Annotated in this window: 18 protein-coding genes; 11 read left to right on the top strand and 7 right to left on the bottom strand. The window is 46.9% G+C overall.

Annotation, left to right across the window (positions count from 1 at the left end):
* Nucleotides 1–3: 3 nt before the first annotated feature.
* The 3 genes from LEUMU_RS24950 to LEUMU_RS0106275 all read right to left on the bottom strand — a co-directional run bounded on the left by LEUMU_RS24950 (nt 4) and on the right by LEUMU_RS0106275 (nt 3,814).
* Nucleotides 4–1,431, bottom strand: coding sequence for an amidase (locus LEUMU_RS24950; RefSeq protein WP_022951424.1), 1,428 nt, complete (start codon nt 1,429–1,431; stop codon nt 4–6).
* A gap of 85 nt (nt 1,432–1,516) precedes the next feature.
* On the bottom strand, nt 1,517–2,863 hold the full coding sequence (locus LEUMU_RS0106270) for an APC family permease (RefSeq protein WP_022951425.1): 1,347 nt from the start codon (nt 2,861–2,863) through the stop codon (nt 1,517–1,519).
* Between the two features lie 171 nt (nt 2,864–3,034).
* On the bottom strand, nt 3,035–3,814 hold the full coding sequence (locus LEUMU_RS0106275; protein ID WP_022951426.1) for a helix-turn-helix transcriptional regulator: 780 nt from the start codon (nt 3,812–3,814) through the stop codon (nt 3,035–3,037).
* Nucleotides 3,815–4,026: 212 nt separating this feature from the next.
* Between LEUMU_RS0106275 and LEUMU_RS24955 the strand changes: the two genes are divergently transcribed.
* The 3 genes from LEUMU_RS24955 (at nt 4,027) to LEUMU_RS0106290 (ending at nt 8,247) form a co-directional block, all read left to right on the top strand.
* Entirely contained in the window at nt 4,027–5,121 is a 1,095-nt protein-coding gene (locus LEUMU_RS24955) for a rhodanese-like domain-containing protein (protein ID WP_022951427.1), read from the top strand.
* Nucleotides 5,114–6,955 carry a PEP-utilizing enzyme gene (locus tag LEUMU_RS0106285; protein WP_022951428.1) on the top strand — a complete coding sequence of 614 codons (1,842 nt, stop codon included), beginning with the start codon at nt 5,114–5,116 and terminating at the stop codon, nt 6,953–6,955. The genes LEUMU_RS24955 and LEUMU_RS0106285 overlap by 8 nt, the downstream gene beginning before the upstream one ends.
* Nucleotides 6,956–7,047: 92 nt before the next feature.
* Entirely contained in the window at nt 7,048–8,247 is a 1,200-nt protein-coding gene (locus LEUMU_RS0106290; protein WP_022951429.1) for a zinc-binding metallopeptidase family protein, read from the top strand.
* 62 nt (nt 8,248–8,309) lie between these two features.
* Here LEUMU_RS0106290 and LEUMU_RS0106295 read toward each other — a convergent pair whose 3' ends face one another.
* Entirely contained in the window at nt 8,310–8,546 is a 237-nt protein-coding gene (locus LEUMU_RS0106295) for an RNA recognition motif domain-containing protein (RefSeq protein WP_022951430.1), read from the bottom strand.
* 155 nt (nt 8,547–8,701) lie between these two features.
* On the opposite strand from LEUMU_RS0106295, the gene LEUMU_RS0106300 reads away from it, so the two are divergent.
* Complete coding sequence (locus tag LEUMU_RS0106300) at nt 8,702–10,672, top strand: putative bifunctional diguanylate cyclase/phosphodiesterase (RefSeq protein WP_022951431.1); 1,971 nt, start codon at nt 8,702–8,704, stop codon at nt 10,670–10,672.
* A gap of 1 nt (nt 10,673) precedes the next feature.
* Here LEUMU_RS0106300 and ilvY read toward each other — a convergent pair whose 3' ends face one another.
* A complete protein-coding gene (gene ilvY, locus LEUMU_RS0106305) occupies nt 10,674–11,555 on the bottom strand; it encodes an HTH-type transcriptional activator IlvY (protein WP_022951432.1) in 882 nt (293 codons plus the stop codon).
* Nucleotides 11,556–11,662: 107 nt separating this feature from the next.
* Here ilvY and LEUMU_RS0106310 point away from each other — a divergent pair, with 107 nt between their 5' ends.
* The 7 genes from LEUMU_RS0106310 (at nt 11,663) to LEUMU_RS0106340 (ending at nt 20,044) form a co-directional block, all read left to right on the top strand.
* Nucleotides 11,663–12,979, top strand: coding sequence for a D-serine ammonia-lyase (locus LEUMU_RS0106310; RefSeq protein WP_022951433.1), 1,317 nt, complete (start codon nt 11,663–11,665; stop codon nt 12,977–12,979).
* A gap of 117 nt (nt 12,980–13,096) precedes the next feature.
* Nucleotides 13,097–13,480: a YkgJ family cysteine cluster protein gene (locus LEUMU_RS0106315; RefSeq protein ID WP_022951434.1), complete on the top strand. Its 384-nt coding sequence runs from the start codon at nt 13,097–13,099 to the stop codon at nt 13,478–13,480.
* Between the two features lie 119 nt (nt 13,481–13,599).
* Nucleotides 13,600–15,075: a ketol-acid reductoisomerase gene (ilvC, locus tag LEUMU_RS0106320; protein WP_022951435.1), complete on the top strand. Its 1,476-nt coding sequence runs from the start codon at nt 13,600–13,602 to the stop codon at nt 15,073–15,075.
* Nucleotides 15,076–15,250: 175 nt separating this feature from the next.
* Nucleotides 15,251–16,690 carry a molybdate ABC transporter ATP-binding protein ModF gene (gene modF / locus LEUMU_RS0106325; RefSeq protein ID WP_022951436.1) on the top strand — a complete coding sequence of 480 codons (1,440 nt, stop codon included), beginning with the start codon at nt 15,251–15,253 and terminating at the stop codon, nt 16,688–16,690.
* 78 nt (nt 16,691–16,768) lie between these two features.
* On the top strand, nt 16,769–18,172 hold the full coding sequence (locus LEUMU_RS24960) for an OmpP1/FadL family transporter (protein WP_022951437.1): 1,404 nt from the start codon (nt 16,769–16,771) through the stop codon (nt 18,170–18,172).
* Between the two features lie 237 nt (nt 18,173–18,409).
* Entirely contained in the window at nt 18,410–19,267 is an 858-nt protein-coding gene (locus LEUMU_RS28960; protein WP_022951438.1) for an STAS/SEC14 domain-containing protein, read from the top strand.
* 48 nt (nt 19,268–19,315) lie between these two features.
* Nucleotides 19,316–20,044 (top strand): helix-turn-helix domain-containing protein, encoded by a 729-nt coding sequence (locus tag LEUMU_RS0106340; protein WP_022951439.1) that lies wholly within the window; start codon nt 19,316–19,318, stop codon nt 20,042–20,044.
* 70 nt (nt 20,045–20,114) lie between these two features.
* Here the strand turns inward: LEUMU_RS0106340 and LEUMU_RS0106345 are convergent, their stop codons facing one another.
* Together LEUMU_RS0106345 and LEUMU_RS0106350 are read right to left on the bottom strand one after the other, a co-directional pair.
* Entirely contained in the window at nt 20,115–20,519 is a 405-nt protein-coding gene (locus LEUMU_RS0106345; protein ID WP_022951440.1) for a hypothetical protein, read from the bottom strand.
* Between the two features lie 171 nt (nt 20,520–20,690).
* Complete coding sequence (locus LEUMU_RS0106350) at nt 20,691–22,370, bottom strand: aspartate:alanine exchanger family transporter (RefSeq protein ID WP_022951441.1); 1,680 nt, start codon at nt 22,368–22,370, stop codon at nt 20,691–20,693.
* Nucleotides 22,371–22,566 lie beyond the last annotated feature (196 nt).

Here is a 22,566-nt window from a genome sequence, read left to right on the forward strand (position 1 = left end):
ATTTCAGTCTTCAGATGCCCATTGCTTCCAAGGCCTGTATTTTTCAATACAACGGGCCACTGCAAGCGCTGTTGGGTCATCAAATCGCTTACCCACTATCTGTACGGATGTGGGTAAGCCTGATTGGGTAAAGCCTGAAGGAATCGCAACAACGGGGCAGGCGGCGACGTTGTTAAAAATAGCGGTCATGTCCAAGCCCTGCAGTTTGCCATCCTCATTAAAGTTGTCAAAGTCAGAGTCTTTTGCATCGGCAGACGGCGCAGGCAATGCCATTGTCGGGCAGATCAGTACATCATAGTGCTCGAACAATTTGGCCATCTTGCGCCATTGCTGGGTACGGATATGGGAGATTAGCTCTATATCGACGGCCCTTGCATTTTGCCCTTGGCGCATTAGATGCACCAGTTCCGGGTCCATCACATTCTCTTGTTTATCAAGCAAATGCCCGAAGCCTGCCGCCAAGTACACACCCCAATAATCGAACCAGCTGGTTGCGAACTCGGAAGGCCAGTCTAAGTTGACAGTTTCGACGTTAGCGCCTGTATTACTAAGGCTATTAGCGACCTGATATAGATTTTCTAGAATATCAGGATGAACATCATAGAAGCCCAAGTCAGGGCTGATCGCGACTCTTAGATTAGCCAGCTTGCCTTCTATATTTTGGATGGAGTCCAGAGGCATAGAGTGTCGTTGACTCTGGATATCCGCATCGTCCGAGCCTTCTGTGACTTGTAGAAATAGGGTGGTGTCATCCACCGTTCTGGCAAGCGGGCCAAAGTGTGAGATGTCGTCAAACACGGTGCCTAAGATATCCATCGGAATGCGACCGTGGCTTGGTTTGAGTCCAACGCAACCACACAATGCGGCGGGAATCCGAATAGACCCGCCCATATCGGTTCCCTCTGCTATCGAGACGCAACCCGTTGTCACGGCGACGGCTGAGCCACCTGAGGAGCCGCCGGAAGTCTTGGTTAGATCCCAAGGGTTACGGGTCACTCCCCATAGGCGGCTTTGGGTAAAGCTGGAATAGGCAAACTCGGGCGTGGTTGTCTTGGCTAGTATTATCCCGCCGGCATTCAGTAGCCTGTTTACAATGACGGGGTTTTGGTCGGGTATCCAGTCTTTATGAGTGACTGAGCCACGCGTTGTTCGGTGCCCTTTGGTGGGCGTGAAGTCTTTGATTCCCAATGGCAGGCCGTGAAGTGGTCCCGTTACCTTATCTCGCATAAGCTGCTTTTCTGCAATACGAGCCTGACGGCGAGCTTCCTCATCCAATACTAAGGTAAACGGGTTAAATTTTGATTGAACCGTTTCGATGCGACTGAGGCAGCTATCAATTAATTCAACGGGTGAAATTGCTTTGCTACGAATCAACTCTGCTTGAATGACGGCGGGTAAATCACAGAGTTGTTCGCTATATTTGGTATCCATTTTGTGCACCTACAATCATTTACTTTTAGGTTAAAACACTGGCTGCCTCGTTAGAGTTGAAGCAGCCAGTTAGTCTTTTGTGGGATTAGTCTTCTGCGAAAATTAACTCAGGAGCCTTTTGTGAGAAGCCTTTGGTAATCCATGCCAAATAAGCGATGCCCAAGCCAAGCCAGATACAGCCGAGAACGATTGCTTTTGAATCAAGACTGGTCAGCAGGTACAGATTAAACAGCGCACCGATGACGGGAATGATCAGGCCGGTTAACAGTCCGGTGCTAGCCATCAACTGGCTCTTTTTCAGAAACAAGCTGACAACGGATAGGTTCACAAAGGTGAATGCGAGGAAAGCGCCAAAGTTGATGAATGATGCAGAGGTTGCGACATCAAGGTAGAGCGCAACCATTCCCACTAAACCGGCGAGTGCCAAGTTATAGACTGGCGTATTGAACTTAGGGCTAACATAGCCAAATAAGCCGGTTGGTAAAACGCCATCACGACCCATTGCAAACAACAGGCGTCCAACACTGGTTTGAGCAGCAAGGCCGGATGCAAATTGTGCAACGACTAAGCCGAGAAGGAAGATACCGCTAAACACGTCACCACCAATTTTTGTGGCAATTTGGAAGGCAGCTGCATCGACATTGGTGAAGGTTCCACCCGGATGCACCAGCTGCGCAAAGTAAGCTGCGATAACAAATACCGCTCCGCCGATTAGTGCGATGAGGAAAATAGCCTTTGGCATATTGCGCTTAGGGTCGATGGTTTCCTCGGTTAAGGTGGTTACGGCGTCAAACCCTAAGAAAGAGTAGGCCGCGATTGCAGCACCGGCGAAGGCGAATGAGAAAGGGATGTCTGCATTAAAGAAGGGTTCGACAGAGAGTAAGCCGCCAGGCCCTTGTGCGCCAACAATGTAATGAATGCAAAGCGCAATAAAGATAACCACCATAATTGACTGAATCAGCATCATGATGAAGTTAATTTTGCTGGCAAATTGTATGCCTATAATGTTGATTGCCGTGGTTATAACGATGAAGCCAATCAGCCAGACTTGAGTGGGAATAGTCGGAAATGCTTCATTTAAGTAAGCGGCACCAATTAGCCAAATCACCATGGGTAGAAAAAAGTAATCAAGCAAAACGGCCCAACCGACCAAGAAGCCAGTGTTGGAACCAATGCACTTACGGGCATAAGTATAAGCCGAACCTGCGACTGGGAATATATAAGCCATTTTCCCATAGCTGACGGCGGTTAGTAGCACAGCGCACAATGCCAAAATATAGGAGGTTGGGACCATTCCCTGACTGGCTTCAGCTAAAATACCAAATGTTCCGTAAACGATCATTGGTGTCATATAAGCGAGACCAAATAGAACAACGGCCCATAGCCCCAGTGATCGTGAAAGTGTTCCTTTATCGACTGTATCATCTGTCATTGTCTGCATCCTCATCAGCTGTAGTTGTGTGAGCCACTTCTAGCGGTGGTGACTCACAGTGAAAGTACCCCATAACTTGCCCTTATATTTTTAGCATAAGGCTTTTTGTGAGGTATATAACCCTCGCGTGGTACAGCTGACAGTGTGTTTTTGTTCTGTGGTGGCTAAGGATTAAGCGGCAATCAGTGGCGTTAATAATGCGAACAACTCAGCTTGAGAGGAAACATTGCATCGTGCATACAGCTGTTTGCGAAAAACGCGGACAGTTTGCCAGCTGATCCCCATTTCTTTGGCGATGGATTTTGAAGAGTGTCCGCGCAGTAGCAACACCGCGACCTGTGCTTGTCGAGGCGTGATCGAGACTGCATGGCACTTCTTGAGTTTTACAACCAGCATATTGTCGAGGTTTGGAAATTCTTCCTCGAAATTTAGCCTTAAAAGGTCGAAATGAAGCTCTAGCAGTGAACAGATACACTGAGCCAGTTCGTTTGCTTTTTTCAAAGCGCCTTTGCCAAACAGGCTTGATGAGGTCTCATCCCGACCTACGCAAACATTGATCGTCCAGCCATTTTTGACATAAGCGATAAAGGCGATTTCATCTACTATCGACGTCTTTTTGTAGTATTCATTGAAGTAGCTGGTGGTGTTGAACTTATCGGGAGCGATATCACGTAAGCGATAGGCTCCGGGTGATACTTTGTTTAGATGAGCGCTGTAAAACGGGTCGAGTACGTATAAAGAAGGAACATATTGGCTCTCTAGGTCAGCATGCACTTTATTTGAACGGCTCGTTCGATTGAGCACTAAAGGGCGGCTTTCACCGTGGTATCCAATAACTAAAAAATTATCAAAGTCGAAAGCTTCTTCCAGTACGGAATAGAGAGCTTGATAGAATGCATCGGTTCCAATTGCCCGTATTGTATTGCCTACCATGTCGTAAGTATTCGTCATTTCAAGTCCCCAATGTTTAAACTGGTATACCCCATTGGGGTTATCTAACTCAACTAAGTGAGTATTTTAAGCGTTATATTTTTGCGTGATCGGCCAATTATGGGCATATTTAAGGGTGAGATTGTTATTTCAGTATTGCCAGCAAATAACTATATCGAACATTCTCACGTTGGGAAGGTCAACATATAATAATTACAGAATTCGAGGAAGTCATGCGTAAAAAAGCAATACTAATCGGGCTGAGTGCATTACTCATTAGCACCTTTGCACAGGCCATTCCACCACCTGATGCGGTGATTTCCATCTGGCAATCCTTATTGCAGTTTTTAGGCGTGGCTTCTGTGTTTATCGGTGGCGCGATATTTAGCATGCGGCAGTTTTTTGGTCATTACATCGTGGGTTGGAAACGGACCGCTTTTTATAGTGCTCTGGCAATTGTCTTTGTAGGCCTTGTCTGGCTTATGCTCGCGCCTCAGGTGGCCAAAGCAAATACTGCAAACACCTTAGTTCGCGGCGAGCTAATCCCAATCAGCACACTCATCAAACGTGAAGAGAACGACTGGATTCGCGAGTGGTTGCTGAAAACTGAACTTGAAATGCAGAAGGAGTTAAACCTTGCCCGTCAAAGCCGAGGGCTGGAGACGCTGAAATTTGGAACAGTGCAGTCATTTTCTCCCAAAGCGCTGAATGACTTAATTAATACGCAAAACAAGCATATCTATGTGCTGGATATTCGTGAGGAATATGAGCGCTCGCGGTTTGGTATTCAGTCGCATGGCGTGGCTCGCTATGGTGATTTGATTAGTAATCTGCTGCCAAAAGATATTCCGGAGGATGCGGTGATTATTGTGCTGTGTCATTCGGGGCTGCGTGGCTATCTTGGAGCGAGTTTAATCCAAAATATGGGTATTAAGCAGGTGGCTTTTTTACAAGGTGGTTTGTCAGCTTGGAGTAAGCAGGGTTTTGCGGTTCGGGGTAATCCAGAATACAAGGCCAAGTCGCGTTGGTTGTTGAGCAAGCAAGAAGCTCGTAAAGCGATGGGGATGAAAGTGCAGGTGGATGCAGAAGGCAGCCAAGCGATTAAGGGCATTCCTAATGTGACCCAACTGCCCTATGAAACGGCTGCGAGTAGTTATTTGAAGCCGGTAATGGCTGCCTCAAAGCAGCAACCCGTTTTGCTGGCCTGTAATACCTATGGCGGCTGTTTTCACAGTACCAATTTGGCTTGGTTAATTGAGCATAATGGCGGCAAGGTATTGGGGGTTTACGATGAAAGCGGCAAGCACATGAGTCAGTTCTTTGACTGAGCAGGTCGGTTTACAGGGCGAGCAGTCGGTGCAGGCTAACAGTGTGCCTGCAAAGTATGCCACGTTGAAGCAGGCTGAGCGTGCGGGCTTAATTGTACCTCGTAGCTTATTGCTTGATGGCGAGCACTCTCAGGCTGATATTGAGCAGTTTTTGAACGCCTCCGCGGATAGCCGTTTTATTGTGAGAAGTGCGGTTGAGTCAGAAGATAGCAGTGAGCATTCATTGGCCGGGCATTTTTGGAGCTCTGCTGCGGTAGCGAGAGAGCTTGTTGCAGAGACAGTTATCCAAGCGCAGCAAGCTAATCAGGCAGTGCTCGACTCATTGCAGTCAGCATCACATCCCCAATTGATTTTGCAGGAATATATTGAGCATACGGTTGGTGGTGTGTTGTTTAGCCCTTGGAGTTTTTTCACTGACTACGTCTATATTGAATATTCCGATGCAGGAGTGAAGCGGGTAGTTGAGGGTGGTGCGAGCCATAGTGCCGTGCTCTGCGTTGATGCGCAGTATGTTGATCCTTTGCCTTTGCTTGATGCCTTAAGTCACCTCAAATCTGAGCTGGCTTTGTTATGCAATCAGTTGCGTGGCATTTATGATTTTCCGGTTGATTGTGAGTGGGCTTATGACAGTCAAAAGCACTGCGTGGTGGTGCTTCAGGTAAGGCCGCAGACGCATTTTGTTGGGCCAGTGTTACCGTACTCAAAGGCTGATGCGCATTTGCTAAATGATTGGTCTGGGCATGGCATTGATCAGGCGATAACGTCAGCTGACTTAAGTGAAGCTTGGCAATTTACGGCACTCTCTGAGAGCTTGGGTCGATTATCTCCACTGTCTTTTAGCTTGCTACAGCAGCTTTATACCGACTCGATACCCATGCTTCATTTGCTGGGATGGAAAGCGAAAGCAGTCGATTTTATGTGCTATACACCCGATGGGACGGTTTTGGTTGACCCTAGCCGCGAGCAATCGTTTTATAAGCTGACGTTATTCGGTGGTTTTCAGCGAGGCATACACCAAGCCAAAATTCAGCAGGAAGCCCAGCGTGCCATGAGTGAATACGATCATTCAGCGGCATTTTCTTATGACACACTATTGCAGTTATTCCGTTATTGGATTACGGCGAATATTTGTAGCGCAGGGGCAGGCAGAGAGAGTTTAGAGGGGAGCTTTGCATCCGACTCGCCACATGCTTACGAGCTGGCTTGGGTGACTGAGTTAGCCATTGAGAAACCCGATAAACTTAGTTCTTGGAATGAGCTTAATCGCTGGGGTCGGGCGTTGTTTCTATTTGAGTTGAATAAGCTTAAGCGTGAACTGAGGCAAGCCACTCAACAGGCTAATGATAAAACAGAGCCGCACAATCCATCCCAGCAAAGTTCAAACGTTGAAAATTACAAATTATTTTGTACTTGGCGTGAGTATCAAGCCGGTGATTATCAATCAGGAAAATCAGGACAGCATCAACAAGCCCCTTATGCCTTATACGACTTTGCATTCTTGTCTGCGGATGAGAGCGGTGATATTCAATCACTAGCCTCAAGCAAAACAGTAGAAGGGCCGGTATATATCATTGAAAACCCTTCTGTGGTTAATGGCATTCCGGCTGATTGCATACTGATCACACCGTATTTTGATAACCGTTGGGTGGGCTTGATTCGCCACTGTAAGGGTATTGTAGTGACTCGTGGCAGCCGCTTATCACACTCGGCAATTGTCGCCAGAGAGTACGATGTGCCTTACTACGTGATGCCGCAGTTGAGTTTGGACACGCTGCAAAGCGGCCAACAGATGGTATTGGATTCAGCCGGTTTAAAACCTGCAAAGCCGCCTTAAACTGATATTTTTTGCCCACTTCCGCGACACACCTATATAATGCCCCTCAGCCAATTATCCACTCTCTTTTTTTTTGGATCGAATATATACCTATGAAAACATTTAAATGTACTTGTCCAGATGAGCAGATTTTATTTTTTGAAAGCAGCCATTGCCTGGCTTGTGATAGAACAGTGGGGCTTGATGACTGGTTCGATAAAGTAGAGCCGTATAATTTAGATGAAGAAAGTGGGCACTATTACAAAGACTCGAAGCCAGACGTTCATTATCAAAAATGTGACAACCATGCGGAATACAAAGTCTGTAATGGCATGGTCAATCTGGATACCTTTGTGCCGGTTGAAGACGAGGATGAAGTGCTGTGTTTCGCCTGCCGCTTTAATAAAACAATTCCAGATCTCACTGTGGTTGAGCACATTCCCTTGTGGAAAAAAATGGAAGTCGCTAAGCGACGCGCTATTTATACGCTGAAAGCATTATCACTGCCGCTGCGCAATTTTAATGAGGATGCGAAGGGCGGTTTGAGCTTTTCATTTACCACCGATCGTGATGTGAATGATAACTTCATTAGCCGATTAGAAGATCAGGAGCCGGTATTTACCGGTCATAGCAGTGGCCATATCACCATTAATCTGGCTGAAGCGAATGACGTAGCTCGCTCCCATACCAAGCTGGCCATGGGTGAGCGCTACCGCACTTTGCTGGGGCATTTCCGCCATGAGCTTGGACATTATTATTTTGAGAAGTTAATTTTAGGTTCGCCTGAAAAGCATGCCCTGTGCAAACAGTATTTTGGTGATGATGAGCTAAGCTACCAAGATGCGCTGGATCGGCACTATAAAGAGGGTGCACCCAAAAACTGGCGCGAGTCATTTATCAGCGAATACGCCACGATGCACCCTTATGAAGATTGGGCTGAAACGTGGGCGCATTATATGCACATTATGGATACGCTTGAGACGGCAAAGAACTTTTCGATTACTGGCTCGACGTCCGCCAATGCAGAGGAAACTGAAGAAGTTGAGGACTTAAGTTTGCCGCAGGATGCTTACTTCTTCTCTGGCCAAACCTCGATCACCAGTATTTTGGATACCTGGATAGACTTCTCGGTGATTCTGAACTCATTGAACCGCAGTATGGGAATGAATGATGCTTATCCCTTTGTGCTGACTCAGCCAGTGCGTACCAAGCTGTCATTTGTGCACCATGCCATTCATGACCGCTTGCATCGTATGCCAAAGTTGACAGCAGCGGAGAGTAAGGTTAAGCCGGAAACAGTTGCTAAGGCTTAACAGCCGCAAGCAATGTCAGGAGCCAGCAGTGGGATGCTGACTTCTTGGCAGGCGAGCTTGGCTTATTGCGCTTCTTTCACCCGAATTTTACTTTTAGCCACTTTACTTTCGTGCAGCGCTTTCAACGCTGTTTTGGCTTCTGTTTCATCGGGCATTTCTACAAAGGCAAAGCCCTTCGATTGGCCGGTTGCTTTATCTAGCACCAAATCACAGCTTTCAACCGTTCCGTGAGCGGCGAATAGTTCGTGGATTTCTTTTTCGGTAGTGGTACGCGCAAGGTTTCTGACTAGAAGTTTCATAATGAACCATTTGGTTAAATTGGCGCACAGTATACCTTACTTGTGAAGTTTCAGACGGACACACCACTGAATATCGGATAAAAACCAATAAACCTGACAGGTAGTGTATAACTAGAGCCAGAATATAAAAATAATGTTAATTAAAAGTTACCCCCATGAAGCTAGTTAACCCTAAATCTTCGCGTAAAGCAGCCTATTTTGCGGAATCTAAGCCGACGATTCGTAAGCGGTTAATGCCCGTTTTATTGATTTTGCTTGCCGCGTTTACGGTCGCTTTTTTGACTGAGGGGATTGTTGCGCTAGATGCCACTGCTCAGCTGCCCACTAATTTCGCTTTTTTCATGAAGTGGATCGATGAAGTCATTCTGCTATCAACGATTGCAGGCTTGTGCGTTGGTATTTATCAGTTAAAAAAAGACCGTGTCCGCTCATCAACCAATTGGCTACTCTTTACCTGCACGGTCAGTATTATTGCACAGGCATTTACCAATGGAGGAATGGGGGAAACTCCGTTAATTATTTATCCTCTGTTGATTATGACCGCCGGCTTTTTTGCCAATATCCATACCATGGAAGTGGTCGCACGCTCATGCATGGTCAGTATTATTGCGCTTTACCTACTCGGTGTTTTTGGTATTAAGCCACTGGATTTGAGTGAAAAAGACCCGATCGAGACCTTTATGCGCCTTGATCAGATGATTTACTGCCTACTGATTATGGAAGTGTGTTTTCGAACCATCAAAATGTTCGTTGATGACTACGGCGCGATTTTGGATCGGGTTAGAAAAGACCGGAAAAAATTAGATTTTATTGCCAACCACGACAAGCTGACAGGCCTACCGAATCGCCATTCTTGCGAAGCGCATTTTGATGAGTTGTTCCGACTGAGTCCGGCCACTCCTGGCATGAGCCATTTATTGCTGTTCGTGGATATTGATAACTTTAAAAACATCAATACACGCTTTGGACACAACGGTGGTGATGAAGCACTGTCCACCGTCGCCAGACGCTTGGATCAAGCCTTTGAAAAAGATAATGCCGTTGTTAGCCGAATTGGCGGTGATGAATTTATTATCATGTTATTTATGCAGGCTGATCAGCTGGAAACCCGTTTGCATGGGATGATGAAGCAGCTGGCTGAGCCATTAACTATTTTTGACCAGACCGAATATATTACCTGCTCAATGGGCGTGATCGAGATTAAGAACGATACGTCATCCTTTAAAGAGGAATATCGCAAAGCCGATATGGCAATGAATCGCGCTAAGAAGACGGGCAAAAACCGTTTCTGTTATTTCAACCAGTCGTTAAATGATACTGCAGTCAAGAATATTGAACTCGGTGCAGGCTTACATGAAGCCTTAAAGAATGATGAGTTTGTTCTGTTTTACCAACCTCAGGTCGATTTAGCCACCGGTAAAGTGGTCGGCGCTGAAGCCTTAATTCGTTGGTTCAGACAAGATGGGCAGATGATTTCCCCCGCTGATTTTATTCCGATTGCGGAGAAAAACGGTAGCATTATCGGCATGACGCTTTGGGTAATTCGCCAGTCTTGTATTGATTGCGCACGCTGGTATGCGGATGGGTTTAAAGACTTATTTGTCAGCGTGAATGTGCCATCGATGATGCTGGCTGAAGGAAATTTACCGCAGATTATTCGCGAGGAATGTGCCGCAGTGGGTTTAGACCCTAAGTACCTAGAACTTGAATTAACCGAGTCGGTTATTTTAGAAAATGGTGATGATATTCAACGTCAGCTACAAGATATTCGCGATATGGGCGTTAGCTTGGCGATTGATGACTTTGGTACGGGCTACTCAAATCTTAGCTACTTAAGCCGGTTGAATGTGCAGAAGTTGAAGGTCGATCAGTACTTTGTGATGAACCTGCTGAAGTCAAATTCAGACCGCACAATTGTGCATGCCATCACACACATTGCGAGTAGCTTTGGAATGAAAACAGTGGCTGAAGGTGTCGAAGATACTGCGCTGATTAAGCCACTGCTGGATTTACACTGCACCATCGGGCAAGGTTATTTGTGGTCAAAGCCGGTGCCATTGGATTCATTTATGACGCTGTTAAATGACTACTCACCGACTAAGCAACTGGCTGAAGCCACCGCTTAGCTTATTCGATTAGCTCCCAAAAGGCTTTCACTAGCGGATTCTTCAGATTCCGCTTTAGTGTGAATAGCCCAATGTTGAAAGGCTCCAGTGCTGGCTGTACGTTGAGTATCTGGATGCGTTCAGCCAGCGGACTATTATCCAAGACAATTTTAGGCACCACGCCCACGCCAAGCCCAAGGCTCACCATACTCACAATTGCCTCATAACCTTCTACTTGCGCATAGGTGCGAGGGTTAATCCCCATTGCTTTAAACCACTCATCCAAACGATTGCGGGCGATTCCGGTTTCAGATAACACCATGGGCACACTGGCCCACGCTTCGGCGGAGTCTGGTTCGCTAATCGGGACATCAGGATCGAGTGGATTCACTGGCGCAATAAAGACCAGTGGGGTCATTGAGAGTGGTTTAAAGGTTACTTCACGCGGCAGCGAATTAGGGTGCGCCGCGATACAAATATCCTCATGACCGGCAGCAATTCGACTAATCGCAAGCTCCGGAACGCCCGTATGAAGTTTGATTTCAATCCCCGGATAGTCAGGCCGGAAGCGGTTTAGCAGGTCAAACAGAATGCTGTAAGAGGCGGTGACTGAGCAATATAAACTAATTTTTCCCTGCAACTCGCCACTGTTATCGGCGAGCTCCTTGCGGATGAGTTGCCATTGATTGCTGGCTTCATTGGCATATTTCAGAAAGGTTTTCCCTTCATTGGTTAGCGTCACCTTGCGATTATCGCGATTAAACAGGCGCACATCCAACTCTTCTTCAAGCTGTCGAATATTTCGCGAGAGCGCTGAAACGCTGACATTGCAGACCTCGCTGGCTTTACCGAAGTGCAGGCTTTTGGCGAGGGCTAAGAAGTTGTTTAGGTTGCGTGTGTTCATGGGAATAATAGTAACTCAGTATCAGTGACTATGGTTTTAAGTTGTGAAAGTATGTAGGCCTAATGATCATAAATTTTATCCTCCACGATTTAATATAGGATGTCGCCGTGTCCCCAGTCTCAGATCTCCTCGACCAATACAAAACTACGTTTCCAGAAATCACCGATATTGCTCAAGCGAAAGAAGTATTTTGGAAAAATCCAAAGTTGTTGCCATATGAGCAAGCCAAGCATTTAAGTGAGTTTACTGAGGTTTCAGAGCAGGGTGCTGCTAATCGTTTAGCGCGCTTTGCGCCTTACATCATGAGTGCTTTTCCTGAGACTAAAGCGTCTGGTGGGATTATAGAGTCTGAACTGGTAGAAGTACCGAATGCGCTTGCCAAGTTAGAAGCCTACTACGGGAAAGCACTAGTAGGGCGCTTGATGGTAAAACTTGATTGCAACCTTCCCATTGCTGGCTCGGTAAAGGCGCGTGGTGGGATTTATGAAGTGCTGAAATATGCTGAAACGCTGGCCATAGAAAATGGATTGGTATCGAAAGGTGATGACTATTCGGTGTTTGATTCAGATGGGTTTAGAGCGTTCTTTAGTGACTACTCGATTGTGGTCGGCTCGACAGGGAACTTAGGGCTGAGTATTGGCATTATGGGCGCGAGTTTAGGGCTGAAAGCTACCGTGCACATGTCCGCCGATGCGAGGCAGTGGAAGAAGGATTTACTGCGCTCTAAAGGCGTTACGGTTATTGAATATGAATCGGACTATAGCCATGCGGTTGAGCAAGGTCGCTTAGAGTCTTCCCAAGACCCCAAAAGTCATTTTGTGGATGATGAGTCCTCGAAAGACTTATTCCTTGGTTACTCAGTCGCAGCTAGGCGCTTACAGCAACAGTTGATTGCTCAGGGAATTGCGGTTGATGCTGAGCATCCGCTGTATATCTATTTGCCTTGTGGCGTGGGCGGTGGTCCTGGTGGAATTAGTTTTGGTATGAAGCTGGTATTTGGCGATCATGTGCATTGCTACTTTGTTGAGCCAACCCATGCGCCAGCGGTATTACTGGGAATGGGAACCGGACAGCACGAAAACATTAGCGCGCAGGATATTGGTTTGGATGGTTTGACCGCTGCTGATGGCTTAGCAGTGAGTCGAGCATCTGGCATGGTGTGTCGGGAGATGGAGCCGCTTTTAGATGGTGTATTCACGCTTGATGATCAGGAGTTATTTAAGTTGTTAGCGCTAGTGTTTGATGCAGAGGGAATCAAGGTCGAGCCTTCTGCGGCGGCGGGCTTGGCCGGTATTGCCAGAGTTTTACAAGCAGATGGGGCTTTAGAGAGTAAGGCGACGCATATTGTTTGGGCTACTGGTGGCAGTATGGTGCCGGATGAGGAATGGCAGGGCTATTATCAAAACGGGGTAGAGGCACGTTAGTACTGACAATCCCCAAGAGGAATTAGGTGGAGGTATGTTTTAGCCGTAAAAGAGGCATTATATTGATGCGCCGTGTATAATACGCCGCTGATTAAATTAGCCTGATAGGCAGGTAACATGAAAGAGTGTAATTCATGCGGCAAGTGCTGCATCAAATACAGCAACGGACAGCTTTCGGCCTCAGAAGAGGAAGTAAAGTACTGGGAAGTTTTCAAACCAGAAATCGCTGAATACGTGCGAAATGGTGAGCTTTGGTTAAGCCCTGACACGGGCAAACTAATCGAACGCTGCCCATGGTTGAAGAAAGCACCCAACTCCAATGTGTATACCTGCGATATTTACTACGACCGGCCTGATGACTGCCGTTTCTATCCCACCACCATTGCTGAAATGGTTAAGGATGAATGCGAGATGCTGGAGTCCTACGACTTTGTAAACGTCAAGCAGGCGCAGATCAGGTTGGATAGAATCATGGCAGATAGCCGGCCAGCGGTAGAGTAGCGCGATACCGTTGCAAAAACTGGGATACAGCATTTCATTTATATCAATTTACGAAATGCTGAGCATCCTATAAACTGCGCACATAATTCATTCGATACACCCCACATACGGAAATTTTTATGTCTAACAACTACTTCAACACCTTGCCACTCCGTGAGCAACTTGAGCAATTGGCAAAATGCCGCTTTATGGACCTGTCTGAGTTTTCAGATGGCGTTGCAGCGCTGAAAGGCAAGAAAATGGTCGTCATTGGTTGTGGCGCACAGGGCTTAAACCAAGGTTTGAACCTGCGTGATAGTGGTCTGGATGTATCTTACACCTTGCGTGCAGAAGCGATTGAGCAAAAGCGTCAATCCTGGAAGAACGCAACAGAGAACGGCTTCACAGTCGGTACTTATGAAGAGCTGATTCCGACTGCTGACGTGGTATTAAACCTGACACCTGATAAGCAGCACACTGCGGTTGTTAACGCGGTAATGCCTTTGATGAAGCAGGGCGCTTGTCTGTCTTACTCTCACGGTTTCAATATCGTTGAAGAAGGCATGAAGATTCGTGAAGATTTGACAGTCATCATGGTTGCACCTAAGTGCCCGGGTTCTGAAGTTCGTGCTGAATACGTACGTGGTTTCGGTGTTCCAACACTGATCGCAGTACACGAAGATAACGATCCTAAAGGCGAAGGTCTGGCTTTGGCTAAGGCCTACGCTGTCGGAACCGGCGGTCACAAGGCTGGCGTTCTGATGTCTTCATTCATCGCTGAAGTGAAGTCTGACCTGATGGGTGAGCAGACTATCCTTTGCGGTATGTTGCAGACAGGTTCTTTGTTGTGCTTCGACAAAATGGTTGAAGAAGGCATCGATGCTGGCTACGCCTCTAAGTTGATTCAGTTCGGTTGGGAAACTGTGACTGAAGCACTGAAATACGGCGGCGTGACTAACATGCTGGATCGTTTGTCTAACCCTGCAAAAATCAAAGCATTCGACCTGTCTGAAGAATTGAAATTGATCATGCGTCCGCTATACAACAAGCATCAGGATGACATCATCGACGGTACTTTCTCTCGCACCATGATGGAAGATTGGGCGAATGATGATAAGAACCTGTTGGGCTGGAGAGCTGAGACTGCTGAAACTGCATTCGAAAAGACACCTGCTGGCGATGTTGAAATCTCTGAGCAAGAGTATTTCGACAACGGCATTCTGATGGTTGCGATGGTTAAAGCGGGTGTTGAGTTGGCCTTTGAGACCATGACTGCGGCGGGTATCGTTGCTGATTCTGCCTACTACGAGTCACTGCACGAGACACCACTGATCGCTAACACGATCGCTCGTAAGAAGTTGTATGAGATGAACGCGACAATCTCTGACACCGCTGAGTACGGTTGCTACTTGTACAACCACGCGTGTCTGCCACTGTTGGGCGATTTCATGAAAGGCATCAAGACTGACGTAATTGGTAAAGGTCTGGAGCTGGATGATATGGGCGTTGATAACGCGCGTCTGATCGAAGTGAACGCAGCACTGCGCAGCCACCCAGTTGAAGCGATCGGCGCAACATTGCGTGGTCACATGGCTGATATGAAGAAAATCGTTTAATTTACGATGAGTATTCAGGCTCATGCGCTATGTGTGAGCCTTGTTAGATGATTAAAAAAGGGCTGAGATTTTTCTCGGCCTTTTTTTCAGGTTTTTTATAGTGCTTGCTTGGCCTCAAAGTGGTTTAACTCTGATTTTTGAGCAGTGCAAGCGTGATATTTTGTGAGGTATTCCCATGACGGATAAGGTCTCGGCTGTTGGTTCCATTGTTCTGAAGGACTTAACAGTCAACTTCGATGATCGTTTTCAGTTAAACACCATCAACTGGCAAATCGAGCCTAATCAGCATTGGATGATTAGCGGAGCCAATGGTGCGGGCAAGTCAGCACTGGCGGCCGTATTGGCAGGCTATGGCGAGATTACCTCCGGTGAGCTTGAGGGAATTCCACCTCGCGTTGGTTTAGTCTCGTTTGAAGCTCAGGCCGAACTCATTGCGGCAGAGCTTAAAAAAGACGATGCCGATATCATGGATGTGATCTCAGAAGGTACGCCAGTGGCTGAACTGCTGGAGCGTGATTGTGCTGATCATGCCTTGGCTCTGGAGTTAGCCACCGCTTTTGGTATTGAGCCATTACTGGATCGTGCTTTCAGAAAGCTATCCACCGGCGAATCCCGCAAAGTCATGCTGATACGCGCGCTGGCCAATAAGCCAGACTTACTGGTGTTAGATGAGCCGTTTGACGGGCTTGATGTCAATATGTTCGCGCTATTGCAGGACTACCTGACCAGCTTAAGCAAAACGGTTCCAATGATCATTGTGCTGAATCGCTTTGATGAGAGCCCGGCGTTTGTTACTGATATTGCCTATGTCGATAATGGCGAACTACGTCATCAAATCAAACGCAGCGATGAGCAGGCTTATGGTGAGCTTTATCAGCTGTTACATCTGAAAACCACTGATCTTGAAGTGCCGCCAATTGACCCCGAAACCGCCATTCCTCAGCTTGATCCTACTCAGCCACTGGTACGCTTAAAAGGCGCAAGTATTCGCTATGGCGAGACAGAGATTTTCACAGATTTAGACTGGACCATTCAGCCCAATGAGCATTGGCAGTTAAGCGGCCCAAATGGTAGTGGAAAAACGGGATTGTTGTCGTTGATTACGGGTGATCATCCGCAATGCTATGTGAATGATATTTTTGTATTTGGTTTTCAACGCGGTAGCGGCGAAAGTATCTGGCAGATTAAGCAGTTTATTGGCTATGTCTCGACTGCATTGCAGTGGGAGTATCGGGTTGGCACCAGCGTGCGCAATGTGATTATTTCAGGTTTTTACGACAGCATCGGTTTGTATACCAAGTGTACTGATCGGCAGCGGGCGATTGCAGATCAGTGGTTGGAATTGTTGGGCATGACCGATCGAGCTGATCAGCCGTTTAATAAGCTCTCGTATGGCGACCAGCGTTTATTATTGATTGCACGAGCTATGGTTAAGCACCCGCCGTTGTTGATTTTAGATGAGCCCTGTTTAGGGCTGGATGATATGAATCGCCAATTGGTGTTGGCGTTGATTGAGAAGATTTGTGCGGGGAGTGAAACAGCGGTGTTGTACGTTAACCATCACCCAGAAGATAAAATAAAAGGCATCGATCAGTATTTGGCGCTGGGGAGTTAATCCCAAGCTTGGGCGTCGACTCAGGTAAGCCACACATTAAAAATCGATAATAAAAGTACTGCAAAATTGGAGAAAATAATGACCAAAAACTATAAAAGACGGTCGGGCTTATTAATAGGCGCTTTACTGGCGTCACCTTGTACCTTTGCAACCAACGGCATGTTGCTGGAAGGCATGGGGCCAGAGTCTGCGGGCATGGGCGGCGTTTCACAAGCCGTTGAAAATGGCACGGCGGCAATGATCAATAACCCTGCCACGTTGGGCTTGATGGATTCCGCGAGTGGGCGCTTTGATTTTGCGGTGGGTAACTTGCGCCCTGATGTCAGCACTGACTTTATGGGGATGAATGCCGAGTCAGATGGCGACTCGTATCTGATGCCAGCGCTTGGCTATGTACGCAAAGGTGAACGACTGGCTTATGGTATCGGCGTATTTTCTCAGGGAGGTATGGGAACAGAATATGGCTCGGATACCTTTTTAGGTCAGGCAGCGGGCGGCACTGCACGTTCCGAGGTCGGTATTGGTTCGGTACTGTTTCCCGTGTCTTATGATGTGAATGATAGGCTCACGGTTGGTGGTACGTTGCAATATGTGTGGGGCGGCGTGGATATGATTTTTGGTATGCCAGTGGGTGATACCAGCGGCGTGACGGCTCCAAATCCCGGAACCTTTGCTGACTTTACGCCAGGCGCACCAAATGTTTTGGGCTCGGCTAATGGCACGTTGTTTAATAGTTTAGGGCCTGCTTTAGCCGATGGCAGTATTGCGGGTAATGACTCGGCTGTCTTTAATTTTTCCAATGATAATGACTTCTCCGGTGAGGCGAATGGTGATGGCATTGGTGGCTCGTTGGGTCTGATGTATCAGGCAACTGCTCGCTTACGCTTGGGTGGCTCATACCGTGCTAAAACCAATCTGAGTGATTTTAAAGGCAATGGCTCGATGGATATCGTTAGCGGGACTGATGGCTCCACCAAGATGAGCTTTCCTGGTGAATACACTATTAAAGACTTTCAGTTTCCGGCGGTTAGTTCCGTTGGCTTAGCTTACCAAGCGACCCCCGCCACTTTGCTGGCCTTGGATGTCAGCCACATCGATTGGTCTGATGTAATGGACGATTTTAAAATGAGCTTTACGGCCGATGGCGGGGCGGGTTCGGTCGACGTTGCCATGAAGCAAAACTGGAAAGATCAGAATGTGGTTAAGCTAGGTGTAGAGCATGCGATCAGTACTAAAACGAAAGTGCGCGCAGGGCTTAATTTGGCAAGTAATCCGGTACCGGATGAGTATTTAAATCCTTTATTTCCGGCAATTATTGAAAATCATGTGACAGCGGGTTTTACGCATCGTCTGAATGCCAAAAGTGCCGTTTCTGGTGCAATTTCCCATGCGCCAGAGGTTGAGCAAACCAACAGCAATACGGGCATGACTTCCAGTCATTCCCAGACTAATCTGCAGTTTATGTATTCCCGTACTTTCTGAATAAATCCTAAGGCGCGGCAGTTGTCGCGCTTGGAATTGCGAGGTTCGGTGCAGCAGTCGTCTGCACCGCCTCGTAATCTAAGTAGTTTCCACAGTTCCTTACGTACAACAACGAATAGTTTATTCACTGCAGATGAGTGACTATTCTATTTGAGATGGGCGTATTTTTACTGAATTAATGACTCAGAGTCTTCAGTAAGCAATGGCTCGATTAAATTAGTCATGTAAGGAAACCCTATGTTGCAGTTTATCCCCGTATTTGATGGCAATACCATTGCCGTGCGTGCTTCCGGTAAATTAAGCCATGAAGACTACCAGAATTTTTTGCCCAAATTAGAAGAACAAATTAAGCAGTTCGGCAAGGTCTCGATACTGTTTGAATTTGAAGATTTCAGCGGATGGGATCTGGAAGCCGCTAAAGATGATTACGACTTTGGCATGCAGCACCTAGATGACTTTGAACGCATTGCGATGGTCGGTAATAAAGCGTGGGAGCGCTGGATGTCTTTAATCGCCAAACCATTCTTGCCTTCAGGTGACGTGCGTTACTTTAATCATGAAAACTTGCAAGCAGCGTGGGATTGGTTGCGTGAAAATCATGCGTCTGAAGAGACAGAAACATCCTTATCACCGTACAAAAACATTGTAGTTGCGGTCGACTTCTCCGACGCATCAAAGTACGCCTGCGAGCGCGCTATCGAACTAGCCAAGCTTTATGATGCCTCCTTAACCGTTTTAAGCATTGCCCCAGAGTATGGTTTTTTGGCTCTGTATGGCGACTCCATTGATGGCTATTTGGTGAATGATAATATGGTCGGTGATCAAGTCGAGCGGCGTATTAAAGCAACTGAGGCACAGATGAGTGCATTTGTGGGTGAGTTAAATGCTGGTGCTAAAGTGAATAGCAAAGTCATTTATGGCAATAAAAAATACAGCATCGTATCCTTTTTAGAAGCACAGAAGACCGACCTCGTTATCTTTGCTGCGGCTAAGAAAAAAGGGCTAAATACCTTGTTAGGCTCAACCCCGCAGTATGTTCAGAACCATAGCCGCGCTGAAGTATTACTTATTCCTGTTCAGGACTCAGCTTTTTAATCGATTTCCGTACTTCCTTAAGCCTTGCTCTTCAACGAGACTATTCAGATGGGTGATCTAAATAATAATTCACGCCTGGACGTTGCGACCAACATACGCACCTTAAACCCTGGTGCGTTTGTTATTCAGGAAGGCGCATTTTTATTTAGAGCCGGCGATAGGCTGGATGGGCTTTACAGAGTCAACTCCGGCTCTGTAAAGCTATACAGAATTAGCGAAGAAGGTGAGATTAAAATCATCGGGTTTTATTTGCAGAGTGATCTGATTGGCCTTGATGCTTTGGCTGATGGGATCAGTCGCTCAAACGCGCTTACTATGGATATCTCTAATATCTCATTGATTCCTTTTACCACCATTTTCCATCATCCGAAGGGCTTTGATCACGAAGGCTTTATTCATAAGCTGGGAGCCAGTTATAACCGGGATATGCGGCACTCGATTGTATTATCGCAGTTGACTAGTCGCAGGTTGGCTTGGTTCCTGCTTGAGTATTCCGATGCAATGGCGAAGTGCCACTTTAGTCCTGTTGAGTTTATTTTACCGATGAGCCGCACGGATATTGCCTTGTTTTTAGGTATGGCGGTTGAAACCCTGAGTCGCATGTTTGCGGGCTTACGCAAGCAAGGCATTCTGAGTATTGAGCACCGAAAAGTGCGGATTCTGGAGGTTGATAGCCTTCGAAAAATTGCTGATGGCAATACGGCTGAAGAGAATGAGCGTTGGGGAACAGATATTAACGGGCAAATGAATGGCAAAAAATCGGCACATGGCCATTAAATACACGCTTTTCTACTAAAAAAAGCCAATACACACCATAAAGCGTGGTGTGTATTGGCCATTGTTACATTTACATAATGCGATATTCTTTCCAGAACTCAGCACTAATTTCATGCCATTTAGTGATTTGGGCGTTATTCAATATCTTCTTTAACTCGGTGTCTTTTTCTTGAATCAGTTTTATAAACTCTGCGCGTTTGTCCGTTTTAGGGTTTGTGGATGCAGCCAAGATATTGTATCTGACCGAGAAATCCTCATTCAGCAGCGCTGCTCTCACTCGTTGGCTCTCGTTTAAGCTCAAGGTTTCCACCATTTTGGCGGTGATTATGGCAGCACGGTCACTCGGGTCTGTTGCATTAATTGTGTTCTCAATGCCTTGCTCTTTCATCTTTTCATGGCGAACACTTTGATACTCACTACAGGCTGTAAGGCCCGATACCGCTAAAATACCGATCAGTAGGATAGTCTTTTTCATCGTAGCTCCTTAATTTATAAAATACTTCAAACACGATTCACGTTAAGAATCTAAATAGTTTATGAAGTAGATTATATTGCCGGGCGAGTTCCTTTTTAATCCGTAGATGTGCGTATGGCTCTACGTAGTTTGCACAGAGCTTATGACGCCGTATTTATTGCTTGTTACGAGCTACAGCGTCATTAGGAAGGTACCGGCAAAGGTTAGGAATACATTGGCGAAGGTATAAGTCCCCGCGTAACCAATGGCCGGAACGCTGCTTTTAGAGGTTTCGGTCAGTACTGCCAGCGCTGGCGTGCTGGTCATGGCGCCGGTAAGTGAGCCTAATAACAAGGCCGGATTCATTTTCAGAAACTTACGTCCGACAAAGTAACCGATACCAATTGGCAATATGCTGACCAGCACGGCGCTAACAATCATCGGCAGGCCAACATTGAGTAAGCCTTCAACAATACCACCGCCAGCATTCAGACCGATTGAGGCCATTAGTAACATCAGCCCCAGCTCCTGAAGCAAAAAGCGTGCAGCGCCCGGAACGCGTCCGAAGACGGGGTTAATTGAGCTGAGATAACCCACCAACAGCCCGACAATCAATAGTCCACCGGCACTGCCAAGGCCAATTCCAATGCCGCCGATTGAGAGGGTAATCAAGCCAATAAAAGCGCCCAATGCGATACCCAATGAAAAAGTCACCAGATCCGTTTCTACAATATCTTGCTCGATATGGCCAAGCAGGGTAGCCAGTTCGCGCAGATGCGACTCTTCACCAACGACCTGAATACGATCCCCTTTATTGAGTACCACCTCATCCGTGATCGGTAGCTGGATGCCGGTACGATTTAATCCGGTGGCGAAGCAGCCGTATACCGAGGTGAGGTGCAGATCTTTGATTTGCTTGCCCAGTGCATTTTGGTTGAGAACAACAATTTCCTGAGAAATAACCTGATAATTGAGCAGGTCAGCATCCAGTACTTCTTCACCTTCGAGGTTTTGTTGTAACCATTGGTGCGCGCGCAAGCTGGCAATGATTGAGAGCACATCGCCTTCTTGTAACTCAAGCTTAGGATCAGGATCGATAAGCTCGCCATTACGGCGCAGTTTCAGCACAACGCCTTCTACTTCGGTTAACTCAGCATCTCGTTGTAAAATCGTTTTTCCGTAAGAATCAGGCATGATTTTATAGGCTCTGACCACGGGTAAGGTTGCTGCCGTGGTGTGGCGACCTTGCTTGCCCACGAGTAAGCCTTTATCCATCGCATAAGTACGCGCCATGGCTTCCAGATTCATCTTTAATAGGCGGGGCGCATAGCGGATGACTAAGATAACGAGCATGGTGCCGATTAAATAAGTCAGCGCATAGCCCACGCCAATATTCTCGATAATCTGCCTTTGGGTTTCTGCATCGGCTCCGGTTGCGCCACTGGTGACTGCATCTTGTGTGGCAGCTAGTGTCGGAGTGCTGGTGAGCGCACCAGCCATTAAGCCTGCATTAAAACCAGGCGCAAAGTCGAAAATGGCCGACATGGTCACCGCGGTAGTAAAGCCTATCCCTGCGACTAACGCCGCTAGCGCGATGTACTTTTTACCGTCTTCCATAAAGGCGGTAAAAAAGCTGGGGCCAGCCTGTAAACCAACTGAGAAAATAAATAAAGCAAAACCAAAGGTCCCAAACTCGGTTGAGAGGGTTAGCCCGTAATGACCAAAAAACAGCCCGACTAATAAGACCCCGATGGCTGAGCCGACAGGGACACTGAAAAGCTTCATATTACCAATCAGGTAGCCAAAGCCGATCACCAGAAACAGCAGGATCAAGTCGTTGGTTTTTAATATCTGGTAGAGGTCAATATCCATGGGTGTTCCTGTCGAGCCTTATCGTTATTGTTAAGTGGAGCGCAGGGTATACCGGATGATCAGCGGATTCAATTTCGACGCGAATAAAACGCCAATGACTAAGTAGTAGCCGCAGTGATCTACGCATATATACGACTTAAATCCCGAGGGCTTTAGCGAGATGATAGTGAAACTAATCGAATAATTATAAAGGCGC

This window comes from Leucothrix mucor DSM 2157, assembly GCF_000419525.1.
GTDB classification, from domain to species: Bacteria; Pseudomonadota; Gammaproteobacteria; order Thiotrichales; family Thiotrichaceae; genus Leucothrix; species Leucothrix mucor.